The sequence below is a fragment of the Nitrospina gracilis 3/211 genome (genome assembly GCF_000341545.2).
GTDB classification, from domain to species: Bacteria; Nitrospinota; Nitrospinia; order Nitrospinales; family Nitrospinaceae; genus Nitrospina; species Nitrospina gracilis.
The window spans coordinates 2,840,619-2,854,824 of the sequence record NZ_HG422173.1 but is presented as its reverse complement, the minus strand read 5'-3'; the positions used below and the strand labels follow the sequence as shown (position 1 = coordinate 2,854,824).

Annotated in this window: 14 protein-coding genes; 4 read left to right on the top strand and 10 right to left on the bottom strand. The window is 58.4% G+C overall.

What is annotated here, in order from left to right; genetic code table 11:
• The 4 genes from TX82_RS16905 to TX82_RS13650 all read right to left on the bottom strand — a co-directional run.
• On the bottom strand, nucleotides 1-771 hold a 771-nt coding region (locus tag TX82_RS16905), incomplete at its 3' end, for an FAD-binding protein (protein ID WP_042251333.1).
• On the bottom strand, nucleotides 771-1,454 hold the full coding sequence (locus TX82_RS13660) for a succinate dehydrogenase/fumarate reductase transmembrane subunit (protein ID WP_005005544.1): 684 nt from the start codon (nucleotides 1,452-1,454) through the stop codon (nucleotides 771-773). The genes TX82_RS13660 and TX82_RS16905, both read right to left, overlap by 1 nt.
• Nucleotides 1,455-1,671: 217 nt before the next feature.
• Nucleotides 1,672-1,944 carry a hypothetical protein gene (locus TX82_RS13655; protein ID WP_005005541.1) on the bottom strand — a complete coding sequence of 91 codons (273 nt, stop codon included), beginning with the start codon at nucleotides 1,942-1,944 and terminating at the stop codon, nucleotides 1,672-1,674.
• A 127-nt stretch (nucleotides 1,945-2,071) separates the two neighbouring features.
• Nucleotides 2,072-2,413 carry an HU family DNA-binding protein gene (locus tag TX82_RS13650; protein ID WP_005005540.1) on the bottom strand — a complete coding sequence of 114 codons (342 nt, stop codon included), beginning with the start codon at nucleotides 2,411-2,413 and terminating at the stop codon, nucleotides 2,072-2,074.
• 195 nt (nucleotides 2,414-2,608) lie between these two features.
• On the opposite strand from TX82_RS13650, the gene TX82_RS13645 reads away from it, so the two are divergent.
• Nucleotides 2,609-3,538, top strand: a complete 930-nt coding sequence (locus TX82_RS13645; RefSeq protein ID WP_005005539.1) for a D-2-hydroxyacid dehydrogenase — start codon at nucleotides 2,609-2,611, stop codon at nucleotides 3,536-3,538.
• A gap of 36 nt (nucleotides 3,539-3,574) precedes the next feature.
• Here TX82_RS13645 and TX82_RS13640 read toward each other — a convergent pair whose 3' ends face one another.
• From TX82_RS13640 to rnr, 6 genes are all read right to left on the bottom strand, one after another.
• The gene (locus TX82_RS13640) at nucleotides 3,575-4,279 is read right to left on the bottom strand and encodes a hypothetical protein (protein WP_005005534.1); all 705 of its coding nucleotides are present in this window, start codon (nucleotides 4,277-4,279) and stop codon (nucleotides 3,575-3,577) included.
• Between the two features lie 129 nt (nucleotides 4,280-4,408).
• Complete coding sequence (gene gatA / locus TX82_RS13635) at nucleotides 4,409-5,860, bottom strand: Asp-tRNA(Asn)/Glu-tRNA(Gln) amidotransferase subunit GatA (protein ID WP_005005532.1); 1,452 nt, start codon at nucleotides 5,858-5,860, stop codon at nucleotides 4,409-4,411.
• A 2-nt stretch (nucleotides 5,861-5,862) separates the two neighbouring features.
• Nucleotides 5,863-6,150, bottom strand: a complete 288-nt coding sequence (gene gatC, locus TX82_RS13630; RefSeq protein ID WP_005005530.1) for an Asp-tRNA(Asn)/Glu-tRNA(Gln) amidotransferase subunit GatC — start codon at nucleotides 6,148-6,150, stop codon at nucleotides 5,863-5,865.
• Between the two features lie 50 nt (nucleotides 6,151-6,200).
• A complete protein-coding gene (locus TX82_RS13625; protein ID WP_005005527.1) occupies nucleotides 6,201-6,407 on the bottom strand; it encodes a hypothetical protein in 207 nt (68 codons plus the stop codon).
• Between the two features lie 146 nt (nucleotides 6,408-6,553).
• Nucleotides 6,554-9,109, bottom strand: coding sequence for a DNA internalization-related competence protein ComEC/Rec2 (locus tag TX82_RS13620; protein ID WP_005005525.1), 2,556 nt, complete (start codon nucleotides 9,107-9,109; stop codon nucleotides 6,554-6,556).
• 17 nt (nucleotides 9,110-9,126) lie between these two features.
• Entirely contained in the window at nucleotides 9,127-11,241 is a 2,115-nt protein-coding gene (rnr, locus tag TX82_RS13615) for a ribonuclease R (protein ID WP_005005523.1), read from the bottom strand.
• A gap of 175 nt (nucleotides 11,242-11,416) precedes the next feature.
• Between rnr and pheT the strand changes: the two genes are divergently transcribed.
• The 3 genes from pheT to TX82_RS13600 all read left to right on the top strand — a co-directional run bounded on the left by pheT (nucleotide 11,417) and on the right by TX82_RS13600 (nucleotide 14,187).
• On the top strand, nucleotides 11,417-13,516 hold the full coding sequence (pheT, locus tag TX82_RS13610; RefSeq protein ID WP_005005513.1) for a phenylalanine--tRNA ligase subunit beta: 2,100 nt from the start codon (nucleotides 11,417-11,419) through the stop codon (nucleotides 13,514-13,516).
• 63 nt (nucleotides 13,517-13,579) lie between these two features.
• Nucleotides 13,580-13,858 carry a hypothetical protein gene (locus TX82_RS13605; protein WP_005005511.1) on the top strand — a complete coding sequence of 93 codons (279 nt, stop codon included), beginning with the start codon at nucleotides 13,580-13,582 and terminating at the stop codon, nucleotides 13,856-13,858.
• A gap of 5 nt (nucleotides 13,859-13,863) precedes the next feature.
• Nucleotides 13,864-14,187 (top strand): cell division protein ZapA, encoded by a 324-nt coding sequence (locus tag TX82_RS13600; protein ID WP_005005510.1) that lies wholly within the window; start codon nucleotides 13,864-13,866, stop codon nucleotides 14,185-14,187.
• The last annotated feature ends 19 nt before the right edge of the window (nucleotides 14,188-14,206 follow it).

Below are 14,206 nucleotides of genomic sequence, written 5' to 3'. Positions count from 1 at the left end.
GCCGCGCGCCGACTCGCTCATCAACCTCAGTTTGTCCTGCCCGGGAATGGCTGTGGGGTGGATCTGGATGAACTCGCCGTTGGCGTAGCGGGCGCCCTGCAGGTAGGCGGACATCGCCGCAGCCCCGTTGCACACGGTGGAGCCGGTGGCCTTGCCGTACACCTGCGTCGGCCCGCCGGTGGCCAGCACCACGCCGTCGCCCGCGAGGGTGAATATCTCGCCCGTGTGCAGGTCATGGATCACTGCGCCCCGGCAGGTCAGGGTCTCATCGATCACCGCCCCCAGGTATTCGTGCCATTCGAGTTTGGTCACCAGCCCGTCGGACTCGTACCGTCGTACCTGCTCGTCCAGGGCATAAAGAAGTTGCTGGCCGGTTGTCGAGCCGGAAAACGCGGTGCGGTTGTACAGCGTGCCGCCGAAGCGGCGGAAATCCAGATGACCTTCCGGGGTGCGGTTGAAGGTGACGCCCATGCGGTCCATGAGATGAATGATCGCCGGAGCCTGGAAACACATGTCGCGCACCAGCGGTTGGTGGGCAAGGAAGTCGCCGCCTTTGACCGTGTCGTAGAAATGGATGTCCGGCGAATCGCCTTCGCCCTTGGAATTGATGGCGGCGTTGATGCCGCCCTGCGCGCACACCGAGTGGGACCGCTTGACCGGCTGGTAGGAAACCAGCACGACCTGGGCGTTGTTCTCGCACAGCTTCATGGTGAGAGACAGGCCCGCGAGGCCCCCGCCGATGACGATGAATTTGGGTTGACGCTTCGGCATCACAGGCCTCCCACTTTGGTGGGTTCCACCGGAACCGGGTTCAGTGAAAACTCAACCACGGTGGCGAGGCCCAGTACCGTCAGCCCCAGCCCGATCAGGATAAACGCGATGCCTGCATTCCTCTGCGCCCTGGGACCGACGATGATGCCCCACGAAATGCAGAATCCCCACAATCCGTTGCCGAAATGAAACGTCGCCGCGACGATGCCGATGAGGTAGATGATGCGTCCCGTCCACGTCTGGAATTCGTCGTTCATCACGCCGATCAGAAACGGAGCCGCCTGGAACTCGTTGTGGCCGTACCACAGCTTCGGCGCGACGGTGGTGCCCATATGGTAAACCAGGAACACAAACACGATGCCGCCGGTCAGCCGTTGCATCGTGTACATCCAGTTGCGCGGGTAACGGTATCGAATGAAATTGTACTTTGCGATGGAGGTCAGGTAGAAGCCCATCACCGAATGAAACAGGATGGGAATGTAGAGAACGAAGATTTCGATCCAGATCAGAAACGGCAGGTTGTTGATGATGTCGATGCTGAGCTGGTAGGGAAAGACGCCGACGGTGCGCAGGCTGTTGACCGCGAGATGGAAGACCAGAAAGATGCCGATGGGGATGAGACCGGTCAGGGAGTGGATTTTCAGCAGAAGAAAATGCGCCTGGCCTCGCTGGATCGCGCCCATGGTCTCGTCCACGTGAAGAAGATTGGAACCGCCGCGCTCTTACTTGAATTGCCGACCCAAGGGACGCACCGGGCGTATGACAGGGCGCGCTCCTTTCGGCAAACGGACCCGTAGAGACGGATCTCATTTTTCATTTTACGCGATTGAGGTGTGCAGGGGAACGATTTAATTACGCCGCTTTCGACGCATCAATGAGGGTGGGAAAAACAGGGGGGATTCAGAAATCGTATTCGAGGAGCGGCCGGTGTTTGTAATCGGGGTCGACCGGTTTATCGTTGCGGGTGATCATGAGCTTCTTCGGCTCTTCGACGAAAAGATCGACGAATCCGCACTTGCCGCACACGCGGGGCTGGAGCGGCACTTTCTTCTCGATGCCGTGGTCCTTGCGCACGACCATGATGAGTTCCAGGTCCCGGCTGGTACGAAGACCGATGTCGCCTTTCAGGATACTCGCCTCGCCACATTTGGAACATGCGTTGGGATCGCTCATGCCGGGCCCCTCCTGTAAAAGGTCGATGGATGAGGGGAGGAAAACCTCCCCCTGCCATCATATCAACCGTCATTATAGCACAAGGGTGAATGGACGTTACAAGAGTTCCCATTCAGGACGTTTTGCCTCAGGGACGTTGTACGTACAGCGGTGCGGATTCCACGAACACGCGGGCGATCGGTACTTCCTTGCCTTCGCGGTTGATGAGCGCGTTGAGTTCCTTGCTGGCATGGAACACCGGTTTCTTGCGTGCCGGAATTTCGATGGGCTCGCCGGTCACCGGTTTTTTGCCGATGCGGGCCGGGTATTCGCGCACCCGGAAGGAACCGAATCCCTGGATCACCACGCGTCCTTCTTTTTCCAGGTTGGACATGATGCCTTCCACAAACGTAAGCAGAATGCGGTCGGCTTCCTGCTTGGAAATGTCCAGTTTTTGAGCTAACTTGTTGGCCAGATCGGATCGAATCATTGCTACCCCCCATTGGAAAAAAGTTGGTTTCGCACTATGACTTCAAGAACCGTGCCAATGCAGTCTTAACGGCATAACCCCTTGATTTCTGAATGTTTTGAAAAAAGCCTTTTTAGCGAGGGGATAATTTATTTATCTTTTTTCATAAATCGGCTTGAAAGAAAGTGAACAGTTGATATCCGTTGAATTTGGCCTATGAAGAACCTGTTGATTTACCTGACTCACCCGCATGTGGGGGTGTGGAACCTGCAGGACCGGCACGTTGAGCAATTAAGTGCACAGTTTCCGGGGTTTCGGATTGTAAAATGCCTGCATTCAAAGGAATTTTTGGAAGGAATTTCGGAAGCGGACGCGGCGATCTGCTGGTATTTTCGCCGCGAATGGGTGGGCCGGGCCTCGCGCCTGCAATGGATCGCCACCCCTGCAGCCGGGAGCGACTGGATCGACCTGCCTCCTGAATCCAGCATCACCATCCACCACGGCGGCTTCCACGGATTGATGATGGCGGAGAGCGTTCTGGGTGCGATGCTCTACTTCTGCAAGGCCTTCGAGGCGTCCCGCAACTTCCAGAAACAGAAGAAGTGGGCGCGTATCAAACTCTCCCAACAGATCTCGTCCCTCTACCGGGCGCGGGTGACCATCCTCGGTTTCGGCCGGATCGGCCGGACCATTGGGCGGGCGGTGAAACCCTTCGGGAGCCTTGTAACGGGCGTACGACGGCGGGCGGATGAGAGGCCGGATTACTTTGATGAGGCCGACCGTGTCGTCCCCGTCGATCGCCTCGACGAAGTCCTGCCGGAAACCGATCACCTCGTCCTTGTCCTGCCGGGTGGGAAGGAGACCGATGGATTGCTCACCGCCGACCATTTTGCCCGGCTCCCCGCGCACTGCCACCTGTACAACGTGGGCCGGGGCAACCCCTACCGGGAAGAACACCTGGTGCGGGCCCTCGAGACCCGGCAGATTGCCGGGGCTTACCTCGATGTGTTCGACGAGGAACCGCTGCCGGAATCGTCGCCTCTCTGGGGTTTCGACAACGTCCTCATACAGCCCCACCTGTCCGCAGCCTCGCCGCAGTACCTGGATCTTTTTATTCAGGAATTGATTGGAAAAATAAAAAGCTGAATGACCCGTGAGCAGGCCTGTTTTTGTGGGGGGGTGTCAGTCGCCCAGAAAAGGGTTGTTGATGCCGCTTTCCAGGTTTTCGGTGATGGCCTGGGTGCGCCAGATGATCTCGATGATCTCGAAGATGCGGTTGGCGATGGAATCGGCTTTCGAGCCGTAGCGGGAAATGACCACGCCGGCGTCGCCGATCAGCCCCCAGATGGGATCGAGGTTGACCGATTTTTTGTGCAAAATCTGCAGGGACCGTTGAATGCGGTTGATGAGCCGGCTCATGTGGTTTTCGTCGAGGTAGTCGGAACGGGACACGATGTGCCCCAGCAGGCGCAGGAGGTTCTGCGTCTTGCGCAGGTCGCCGTCGGAGAACTGGTAGGCAAAGCTCCGACCGAATTTCTGCGCGTACTGGTCCTTGATCAACTGAAAGTCCAGTTTTTCCTGGACCATCTTGAGCTGACGGAGCTTGCTGTTGGCGTAGTGGTTGAAGGCCTTGCTGATGTTGAGGACGTTTTCGTCCTTGTTGTTGACGTTCAGATCGGGAAACACGATTTTAAGATCGTGGGCTTCGGAATACGCCTGCAGCACGGCATAAGCCTTCAGCATGTCCGGATAATGTCCGTTGAAATCCGGATGCTTCTTCATTTTGAAGCGGTTGGCGCTTTCCCACTCCTGAAACTTGCCAATCAGTTTTTCCAGAGCATCCACCGGGTTGTCCGGCAGGTTGTCCAGAAATTCGTCAGTAAACATAATTTTGCTCCACCCCAAATGGGGTATCGAACGTGAGGCCCCAATCCTCTATCGGTCATATAAATTATATACTTGAAAGCTTTTTGTCCGAAGAAAAATTGAGGACCGGGATATTCGGTACTTCTAAAATCATGCAGGCGGGTTTTTAAGGTGATGGTCCGTGGTGACCTGGAAGCGGTGGCCGACGTTCAACAACAGTGCTTCGTCAAAGTGGCGACCCATGAGTTGCAGGCCGATGGGCAATCCCTCTTGAGACAGGCCGCAGGGAACCGACAAGGCGGGAATGCCCGCCAGGTTGGCCGACAGGGTGAGCAGGTCGGAAAGATACATCTGCAACGGATCGTCCAGTTTTTCTCCCAGCTTGAACGGCAGCGCGGGCGAAACAGGCGCGGCCAGAACATCGCATTTCCTAAGAGCGGCATCAAAATCCTGCTTGACCAGGGTCCGCACTTTCTGTCCCTTCAAGTAATACGCATCGTAATATCCGGAACTCAAAACGAATGTGCCGAGCAGGATGCGGCGTTTGACCTCCTCTCCGAATCCCTCCTCGCGGGTTTGTGTGTACATGTTGAGCAGGTTCTCCGCATTTTCGGAACGGTAGCCGTACTTCACGCCGTCGTAGCGTGACAGGTTGGTGCTGGCCTCGGCGCAGGCGAGGATGTAATACGCCGCCACGGCATACTGGGTGTGCGGCAGGCTGACCTCGACGCGTTCCATGCCCAGCGATTCCAGGTGCCGGATGCCTGCTTCCACGGCCGCCTGCACCTGCGGGTCGATGCCGTCGCTGAAGTATTCCTGCGGTACGCCCACTTTCAATCCTTTCACGTCGCGGGCGAGTGTTTCGGTGAAATCGGGTCGTTCCACGTTGGCGCAAGTGGAGTCCATCGCATCGTGTCCGCCGATGACGTTGAGCAGGGTCGCGGCGTCTTCCACTGTCTTTGTCATGGGGCCGATCTGGTCGAACGACGATGCGAACGCCACAAGGCCGAAGCGGGACACGCGGCCGTATGTGGGTTTGAGTCCCGTGATGCCGCAAAAGCTGGCTGGTTGGCGGATTGAACCGCCGGTGTCCGACCCCAGCGCGGCGACGCATTCGTTGGCAGACACCGCCGCCGCCGATCCGCCGCTGGATCCGCCTGGGACGCGGGTCTTGTCCCACGGGTTGCGCGTGACATGGTGGTACGCGGTTTCATTGGACGAGCCCATGGCGAATTCGTCCATATTGGTCTTGCCAATCAGAACGGCCCCGGCATCTTTCAGGCGCGCCACCACCGTCGCGTCGTAGGGTGCGACGAAGTTGTCGAGGATGCGCGACGAACAGGTGGTGCGGGTGTCTTTCACGCAGATGAGGTCTTTGACGGCGATGGGTACCCCTAGCAAGGGAGCGTCTTCGCCCCTGGCGATGCGCGCGTCCGCAGCCTGGGCCTGCTCTTCTGCCAGTTCGCGCGTCAGATGGGCGTAGGCGCCGATGTCTTTATCCACCTTGTCGATGCGCTGGTAATACTCTTCCAGCAGGTCGAGCGAGGAGTAGGATTTGGCTTTAAGGTGTTTGCGGGCCTCGGCCAGGCTGGGTCTCTGCATGACTACGAGATGATCTTGGGCACTTCGTAATGCCCCTTGGCGGCGCGTGGCGCCAGCCGCAGGTAGTCGGCTTCCGGAAAACGCGCCACCACTTCGTCTTCACGCAGCACATTCTGGAGCGGCAGGACGTGCGAGGTCGGTTCCACGTTTTCGGTATTCAGCGTGCCCAGGTGGTCGATATATTCCACGATTTTCTGGAATTGCGGGCCGAGCTTCTCCCTTTCTTCCGGGGTCAGCTCCAGCCGGGCCAGGTGGGCGATTTTTTGAATGTCGACGTTGTCGTGGGACATGATGTTGTGTGAATCAAAGGGAAAAGAGAAGGTGGGACAGTTTCGCGGGATCAGCCTTCTTTCTTCTTCTTGCCTTTTTCCGCCAGCATCTTTTCCCTGTAGTCGATCTTCGCCACCTTGCGGGTCAAGCGCTTGAATTTCTTTTTGGATTGGCGCAGGTCCGGATCGTACTTGTTTTCGCCCGCTTTTTTCTGCGCTTCCTCTTTTACCGATTTGGCCTTGTCGATGTGGCCTTTCAACTGTTCCTTCGTTGCCATGGTTGTGTCTGCCTCGATTGGGTAAAGGGTTGAGATTGGGGCTCGTTTATACCAGATTTCCGGCCTTTCCGCAAACCTTCTAGGGAGGACAACGGGAAAACCGGAGGGACGGGTGGGGGAAGCCGGGCCGGGGCCGCCCGTTTGCGCTAAAGGCCTTCGTGGGTTTTGAATTGATAGTCGTGTCCATTGGTAATGAGGGTGATGGCGCCATGCCGGTCGGTGCGCCACACGCGGGTGCCCTGCTCTGCAAGTCGCTTCAGGGTTTCATCATGCGGGTGGCCGAAGGGATTGACGTGGCCCGCCGAGATGAGGGCGTCCTTGGCCCCGACGGCCTTTAAAAAATCCGGGGAACTGGAATAACGGCTTCCGTGATGCGGCACTTTCAGCACGTCGGCCTCAAGCGGCTCCGCGGAGGCGACCAGGTGGGCCTCGGCCTCGGCGGTGATGTCGCCGGTCAACAACAGGCTGAACTCGCGGAAATCAAGACGCAACACCCAGGACAGGTCGTTGTCGATGCGCCGGAGTGGAAGGCCCACCGTTTGAATGAAAGGTCCGGCCGGATGCAGGGCGGTGAGATGCACTTCTCCAAATTCGACGGTTTCTCCCGGCACAAGAATGTGACGCTTTGCTCCGTTTTCCTGAAGTGTATGACGCAGTTGATCGATTTTCGCGTCGGCAATGGGCGGGTTGCGGTCGAGAAAATGTCCCACCTCCACCAGCTTTGACAGGGAGAGCAGGCCGCTGATGTGATCGTGGTCCGAATGTGTGGCGGCCAGATAATCGAGGCCGCGCTCGCCCCGGTGCCAGAGGAAACGGCCCACCACCGCCTTGCCGATATCGAGGGCGTCACGGTAAAAGCCCCCGCCGTCGATCAGGAGGGTTTCGCGGTTGGGGAATTCGACGAACACGCTTTCGCCCTGGCCGACGTCGAGCATGGTTATTTTCAGGGTGTCGGTCTGGAACCTGGGGAACTGCGGCCACATCCACCAGACAAAAACGCCAAGAGCACAAGCCGCGAGCCCTGCCGCCTGACTGCGTTGTGGTGTCAGAAATTTTTGAGGTGGCGTCTCCTCTGGCGTCATCGCGGTCAGGTGGTAACGATACAGATACGCGGGAACCCCCAGCGTCAGCGAGATATATAACACCAGCCAGAAGTCGGGTGGGGTCGGCACGTAAAACGAGGCGAAATCAAACGATGCGGCCCACATCGGGAGCGTCACAAACACGCCCAGGAGTCCATCGACGCCGCTCATCAAAAAATCGGCGAGCGTCGGCAACACGGCATTGAGAAGGGCGATCAACAACGTGGCCGGGATGAGCACGGATGCCAGAGGGACCAGCACGAGGTTCAGCAGGAACCCGATCGCGCTCACCCGGTTGAACTGGTACACGAGCGCGGGAAAGGTACCGAGGATGGCGGCGGCGGAGACAAACGCAGTGCCGTAGACAAAGCGCAGGACGGAGGCGATCGCCCCGCCGTGTTCATCCTGCAATGCCGGCAGGCGACGGTACCACGGTGGTTCGCCCAGACGATCGACCGCATCCCCTTGCACCTGCATCAGCATGCGGTGCAGGTACAGGATGGCGAACACCGCACCAAAGGACAATTGAAAACCGGGAGTGAGGAACGCCCCGGGACTCCACAGCAAAATGCCGAATGCCGCCACCAGCAGGGCGTTCAGCACACTGCGTTCGCGGTCGGCGAGCACGGCGATCATAAACAGGATCACCATCGTCCCGGCGCGAAGGGCCGAGACCTTGTTTCCTACCAGCATCAGGTACATCAGCACCGGCAGAAAGCAGAATGCCACCGCCCATTTTTGTGTGTGGCCGAGGTAAACCCAGCGCGGGCGATAGTATGAAAACAGTCCCCACAGCACGGGGTGAATCATAAAGTACGTCGCGCCCGCGACGAAACCGATATGAAGACCCGACACCGCCATCAGGTGCGCCACGCCGGTGGCTCGAAATGCTTCCTGCATCTCCTCGCTCAGAAACTCTTTCTCCCCCAGCACCATGCCCCGCAACAACGCCCCTTTTTGTGCATCCAGGTTGCGGTCAAGCAATGCCCGTACGGAATGAAGCATCGCTTCGTGCCAGCGGGAGAGGGTGGTGGACTCCGTCGCGTCGATGCGCTCCACGCGTTCCGCTTTCGATACGCCACCGGTGACGTCGAGGCCTTCTGTTTGCATGTAGTGCTCATAATCGAACCGGCCGGGGTTTTTGAAATTGCGTGGACGTTTCAACCGCACTTGGTGGACCCGGATGCGATCGCCTTCGCGCAGATCCGCTTTCGCTTCGTACACGGTGATGCGGGCGCTTCCGGTGACCCCGATGGGCGTGTCGTGGTATTGAAGGGATTCGAGATCGAGGTGCACCCGCACGCGGTCGGGGTAGTACTGCGGGGGTTGGATGACCACGCCGGTGATATCGCCGCGGCGGCTGTCCTCGACATGGTTCAGGATGTGGTGATCGGGACGCAATGCCTTGGCGCGATAAGACGTCGTCGCCCCCAACACGAACAGCATCGCCAGCAAAATGAACTGCCACGTGGCGCGGATGCGGAGCCGCCGGGCGCACCACACGGCGAGGACCAGAGCGGCGAAGGGCAGGGCAAAGGGAAACAGGAACTCGCGCGAGGCGGGATGGGCCAGGAAAATTCCCGAAAGATAAAATAAAAAATAAGGAAGCAACGGTCCCATAACCGTGGGCCTTGGGGCTACCGGGCCACCAGCGCCAGGTCGATTTGTTTCTTTGCCATGTCCACCCTTTGTACCCGCACCTTGACCTGGTCGCCAAGCCGGTATGCCTTGTGTTTGTGCTGGCCCTTGAGCGCATGCTCATGTTCGAAAAACACGTAGTAATCGTCCGACAGCGTCGACACCCGTACCAGTCCCTCGACGAACACATCATCCAGCTCCACGAAAAAGCCGAAGGAAGTGACGTTCGAGATGTGGCCTTTGTGCGTGGAGCCCAGTTTGTCCGCCATGAACTGCACGCGGCGCAGGTCGCTGACCTCGCGCTCGATGCCCATGGCCTTGATCTCCATGCCGGTGGACTGCTCGGCGGCCTTCGCGGTTTTGCTCATCAACTGCTTGCGCTCTTTAAGCGAACATTTTTTCCTGCCGAGGTACTCCTTCACCACGCGGTGGGTGAACAAATCCGGGTAGCGCCGGATGGGCGAGGTGAAGTGCGTGTAGTGCTCAAAACCGAGGCAGTAGTGTCCCGGGTCTTTTTCCGAATACACGGCTTTTTTCATCGAGCGCAACAGCACGTAATTGAGTGCGCGCTCCTCCGGTTTGTCCCGGGCGCGCTCCAGAAGTTTTTGCAGGTGCGTGGATTTCACCTTTTTGAACGATGGCAGGCGGTAACCGAAGTCCGCGGCGAACTCGCCGAAACGGTGAATGCGGTCGGCGTCCGGTTCTTCATGAATGCGGTGAATGACAGGAAGGTTCTTCTTCGCCATGTCTTCGGCGACGACGCGGTTGGCCGACAGCATGAACTCCTCAATGATCTCGTGCGCGATGTTGTGCGGCGCTTTGCGGATGGTCTGGATTTTACCGTCCTGCGTCATCAGGATCTCCGCCTCGGGAATGTTGAAATCGACACTGCCTTCCTGGAACCTTTTCTTGCGCAGGATGCGGCTCAGCTTTTCCATGTCCTTCAATATGGGCATGACCTCGTCGAACTGCCCTTCCGGGTCGCCGTCTTCCAAAAGCGACGCCACCTGCGTGTAGGTGAAGCGAATCTTGCTTTCGATAATGGAGTCGTAGATGTTGTAGTCCACGACTTCTCCTTTGCTGTTGAACACGATGTCGCAACTGAGCGTCAGGTGTTCCTCGTTGGGCCGCAGGCTGCACACCTCGTTCGACAGTTTAAAGGGAAGCATGGGGATGACGCCCTCGGCGTAGTAGATGCTGGTGCCGCGCTTGAACGCTTCTTCGTCGAGCGGCGAGCCTTCGGTGACGTAGTGGCTGACGTCGGCGATGTGCACTCCGAGGCGGTACAGGTCTTTTTCGCGGGTCAACGTCACCGCGTCATCGAAATCCTTGGCGCGTTCGCCGTCGATGGTAAAAATCATCTGATCCGTCAGGTCGCGCCGCCGGGACCGTTCTTCATCAGAAATCTCCAGGCCCAGTTTCTTTACCTGCCGCAGGATTTTGGGCGGGAACTCCTGCCGGGCGTCGTGCTTGTGGAATATTGAGCGCAACTCAACCGCCGGGTCGTCCGCCGGGCCCAGCACCTGGATGACGCGTCCCACCGGGGGATGGTGCCGCGTCGGGTAATCGACGATCTCCACCTGCACCATCTCGCCGGACTGCGCTCCCAAAATATCCTTGCCGGGGATGAACACGTCCTGGAAGTACTTGGCGTCGGAAGGCACCACCCAGCCGTCGCGGTTCAGCGCTTCGAACAGGCCCACCAGTTTCTGCGTGCGGCGTTCGAGGATGCGGATGACGCGGCCTTCCGGACGTGAGTAACCGCGGTATTGCGACTCGATGCGCACCACGATCTTGTCCTGGTGCATGGCACCGCCCATTTTCTGGCGGCTGATATAGACGTCCGGCTCCTCGCCTTCACGGATGAGGAAGCCGTAGCCGTCCGGGTGGCCGTGCAGGAGGCCGGAGACGAGGCTCATCTCATCCGGCAGGCCGTAGCGTCCGCCGCGCAGTTTGACGACGGAGCCCTCTCCGGCGAGGTCTTTAAGCAGGTGGCGGAACTCGCGGCGTTGCGTTTCCGGGATGCCGAGCGTTTTCATCAATTCGGAAAACTTCATCGGCCGGTTGGTTTTTTCGTGGAGGAGTTTGAGAACGACGGATTCGCTGAGTTCCATAAAGAGGACAGGCCGAGAATAGAATGTTCTCCCATCGTAACACCAACCCGCACCCGGCGAAACCGAAACGGATGGAGCCAACGGAAAACTTTTTTCCTACCCGTTCAGGCGTTTTGCTTTTTAAAGACAACTCCCCTATAATCCTTTGAGTTTTTACGAATCAAGGGTTTGAGACATGAAAGTTCAGTTGGACTGGTTGCGGCAATACGTGGAGTGGGACATGTCGAAGGAAGACCTGTGCCACCTGTTGACCATGGGCGGACTGGAAGTGGAAGCCGACGAACCGGTGGACCTGGGCAGTGGCAAAACCACCGAAGTGGTGGAGTTGAACGTCACCCCCAACCGCGGGTACTGCCTGAGTCATCTTGGCGTGGCGCGGGAGATCGCCGGTTTCACCGGAGCCGCGTTCCGTTCGCCGGAGCCGGACTCCGAGCTGGAAAAAGCATTCACTTCGAGCCCGGCCGCCGATGCCCTGCAAGTGGAAAACGAAGAGACCGGGTTGTGCCCGCGTTACGCCGCCCTGGTCATCGACAACGTCAAGGTCGCGCCGTCGCCCCAATGGTTGCAGGAACGGTTGATTGCCATCGGACTCCGTCCCATCAACAATATTGTGGACATCACCAATTTTGTGATGATGGAGTACGGACAACCCCTTCATGCCTTCGACCTGAACCTGCTCAAGAACCGGCGCATCCTGATACGCCGCGGGGGGAAGCAGGAAGCCTTCGTGGCGCTGGACGGCACGCAACTGCGGCTTGATCCCGACGCGCTGGTCATTGCCGATGGCGAGAAGCCCATTGCCCTTGCCGGCATCATGGGCGGCGCCAACAGTCAGGTGACCAAGGAAACGACCACCGTGGCGTTGGAAAGCGCGTACTTCGATCCGGTCACCGTTCGGCAGGCATCCAAAAAGTACGGCCTGCGCTCGGATTCCTCTTACCGCTTCGAGCGCGGCGTCGATATCGAGGCGGTCATCACCGCACAAAGCCGGGCGGCGTTGTTGATCCGCGAACTGGCGGGCGGCGAGATTTTAAACGGCCGTTTCGACATTTACCCCAATCCCGTGCCGCGCAAACAGATCGCACTCCGCGTCTCCCGCACCAACCAGGTGCTGGGCACTGCATTTGAACCTGATAAAATTTTCGATTACCTGAGGGGGCTGGGACTGGAGATCGTCAAAGAAGAGCAGAAGGGCGAACGGGTGCTGGTGGAAGTGCCCGCGTTCCGCCCGACCCTGCAACGCGAGATCGACCTAATCGAAGAGATCGCCCGGCTGGACGGCTACGACCAGGTCCCCGTCACCAGCCCGAGGGGGGCGTTGTCGCCGGTGATCGATTCACCGACCCGCGCCCTCGTGCAGGAAGCCCGCGCGCGGTTATGCCACCTGGGGTACGCCGAGGCGGTGAACTACAGTTTCATTGAGAAGGAATACGCGGCAAATTTCATGACGGCATTCGCGCCCGAGGATGCCGGGACGATCGATCTCGACAACCCGATCAGCGCCGACCTCGGCACCATGCGCACCAGCCTTGTTCCCGGTCTTTTGAAAACCGCCATCAGCAACATTAACAAAGGAAACAAATCGGTGCGCCTGTTTGAGACCGGCAGCATCTTCCACCAACCCAACGGCGGACAGGAGGCGGTTCAGAATACCTGCATTGCCGTGCTGGCTGCCGGACCGCATCCAACAAGCGTTTGGAAGGGGGCCAATGCCGCTCATGATTTTTTTGATATCAAGGGCGTGCTGGAATCGCTGCTGGACGGCTTTGGGGTGAAAGCGCAGACCGGGCCCGCCACCCGCACGTTTCTCGATGCCGGGCAGTCGGCGGCCTGGACCGTGGAAGACCGGGAGATTGCCTATTGCGGGAAAGTGGAAGGCAAGCTGACCTCGGGGATGGGACTCGACACCCCTGCTTTTGCATTGGAGATTCACGTCGGTCTGCTGGCGGAGGTTCTGCCCGGACGCAAAAAATTTCAGCCCCTGCCAAAGTTTCCCGAGACCTACCGCGACATCTCCATCCTGGTGGACAAGCCCGTGGCGTCGGGCGAGATCAGCGACCTCATTCGTGAGGCGGGACAGCCGTTATTGAGTCGGGTGGAATTGTACGATCAATTTGAGGGAAAGAAACTTCCGGAAGGGAAGAAAAGCCTCACATACGCCCTTGCGTTTCAGTCGCCGGACAAGACCTTGACCGACGAGGAAGTGAACCCCGTTTTCCAAAATATTGTGAAGGCGCTGGACGGCCGGGTGGGAGCCACTCTCCGCGACCAGTAAAAGGCCCTGCCAGGCTGTTCCCATGCAATTGACACCCCTGTCGCCCGGTGATACGATTCGCCCATGTCCACGTACCCGGTTGACAAGCTGGAGCACCTCGTTTCCGAATGGATCGAGACCGCCCGCGCCCTGCGGGAAGAAAACGTTCGCTTGCAAACTGAAATCCGGCAACTGCGCCAGCAGGTGGAATCCCTCTCGCAGCAACAGAACGGCACCCAGGTGAAACTGAACCGGCTGGCCAGTCTGGAAGCGGAGCAGAAACGCTGGGAGGAAGAGCGAAAAACCATGCGGACCAAAGTGCGTGGTATTCTCGAACAGCTCCACCGCATTCCCGCGGAGTGACGGCCATGGCTCCCGGCACGCAGATCCAGATTTACGGAAAAAAATACACCGTCAAAGCTACCTCCTCCAGCGTGTCTTTGCAGGAACTCGCGGATTATGTGGATTCCCGCATGCGGGAGCTTTCGTCTACCAGCCGCACTGTTCCTGCGGATGTGGCGGTGCTGGCCGCGCTCAATATTGCGCAGGACTTATTTGAATTGAAACAACAATTTCAGGTCCTGAAGACGGAAAATGAAGCAGAAAAAAGAGAGTTGGAGGAACGGACCCGGTCCCTTTCCGAAAAGCTGGAAAACGAACTGGTGCGCATCCGCGAAAACCCCGGTAAATGACACAAAAGAATAGGCTTGA

What these genes read in the sequence shown, in the direction of transcription:
- TX82_RS13660 (WP_005005544.1), bottom strand. Translation starts at nt 1,454, where the DNA reads ATGGGCGCGATCCAGCGAGGCCAGGCGCATTTTCTTCTGCTGAAAATC.
- TX82_RS13655 (WP_005005541.1), bottom strand. Translation starts at nt 1,944, where the DNA reads ATGAGCGATCCCAACGCATGTTCCAAATGTGGCGAGGCGAGTATCCTG.
- TX82_RS13650 (WP_005005540.1), bottom strand. Translation starts at nt 2,413, where the DNA reads ATGATTCGATCCGATCTGGCCAACAAGTTAGCTCAAAAACTGGACATT.
- TX82_RS13645 (WP_005005539.1), top strand. Translation starts at nt 2,609, where the DNA reads ATGAAGAACCTGTTGATTTACCTGACTCACCCGCATGTGGGGGTGTGG.
- TX82_RS13640 (WP_005005534.1), bottom strand. Translation starts at nt 4,279, where the DNA reads ATGTTTACTGACGAATTTCTGGACAACCTGCCGGACAACCCGGTGGAT.
- gatA (WP_005005532.1), bottom strand. Translation starts at nt 5,860, where the DNA reads ATGCAGAGACCCAGCCTGGCCGAGGCCCGCAAACACCTTAAAGCCAAA.
- gatC (WP_005005530.1), bottom strand. Translation starts at nt 6,150, where the DNA reads ATGTCCCACGACAACGTCGACATTCAAAAAATCGCCCACCTGGCCCGG.
- TX82_RS13625 (WP_005005527.1), bottom strand. Translation starts at nt 6,407, where the DNA reads ATGGCAACGAAGGAACAGTTGAAAGGCCACATCGACAAGGCCAAATCG.
- TX82_RS13620 (WP_005005525.1), bottom strand. Translation starts at nt 9,109, where the DNA reads ATGGGACCGTTGCTTCCTTATTTTTTATTTTATCTTTCGGGAATTTTC.
- rnr (WP_005005523.1), bottom strand. Translation starts at nt 11,241, where the DNA reads ATGGAACTCAGCGAATCCGTCGTTCTCAAACTCCTCCACGAAAAAACC.
- pheT (WP_005005513.1), top strand. Translation starts at nt 11,417, where the DNA reads ATGAAAGTTCAGTTGGACTGGTTGCGGCAATACGTGGAGTGGGACATG.
- TX82_RS13605 (WP_005005511.1), top strand. Translation starts at nt 13,580, where the DNA reads ATGTCCACGTACCCGGTTGACAAGCTGGAGCACCTCGTTTCCGAATGG.
- TX82_RS13600 (WP_005005510.1), top strand. Translation starts at nt 13,864, where the DNA reads ATGGCTCCCGGCACGCAGATCCAGATTTACGGAAAAAAATACACCGTC.